The sequence below is a fragment of the Falsiroseomonas sp. HW251 genome (genome assembly GCF_050563545.1).
Taxonomy (GTDB): domain Bacteria; phylum Pseudomonadota; class Alphaproteobacteria; order Acetobacterales; family Acetobacteraceae; genus Falsiroseomonas.
The window spans coordinates 1-452 of the sequence record NZ_JBNXUM010000112.1 but is presented as its reverse complement, the minus strand read 5'-3'; the positions used below and the strand labels follow the sequence as shown (position 1 = coordinate 452).

The window sequence follows — 452 nt, the reverse complement described above, 5'->3', positions numbered from 1 at the left end:
GGCATCTCGCGGCCTTTCGCGGCACGCTGCAGGTGGACGGCTATGGCGGCTTCCGGGCGCTGGCCGACCGGCGCAACAACAGCGCGGTCACGCTCGCGTTCTGCTGGGCGCATCTGCGCCGGCGCTTCCACAAGATCCACGCCCACACCGCCTCGCCAATTGCGCCCGAGGCATTGCTCCGCATCGGCGCGCTCTACGCCATCGAGCGCGAGATCCGTGGCCGGCCCGCCGAGGAACGCCAGGCCGTCCGTCAGGAGCGGAGCGCGCCGGTTGTGCACGATCTCCACCGCTGGCTCGACGCCCAGCTCGGCCGCGTCAGCCAGGGCTCCGCGCTCGCCGCTGCGATCCGCTATGGCCTACGGCACTGGGAGGGCCTCGGCCGGTTCCTCGACGACGGCACCCTGGAGATCGACACCAACAGCGTGGAGCGAGAGATCCGCCCCATCGTCGTG

Annotated in this window: 1 protein-coding gene; it reads left to right on the top strand. The window is 71.5% G+C overall.

Annotated features, from left to right (window positions below; all coding sequences use genetic code 11):
- A partial coding sequence (locus ACLF3M_RS35420) for an IS66 family transposase (RefSeq protein ID WP_430661717.1) occupies window positions 1–452 on the top strand: 452 nt, incomplete at both ends.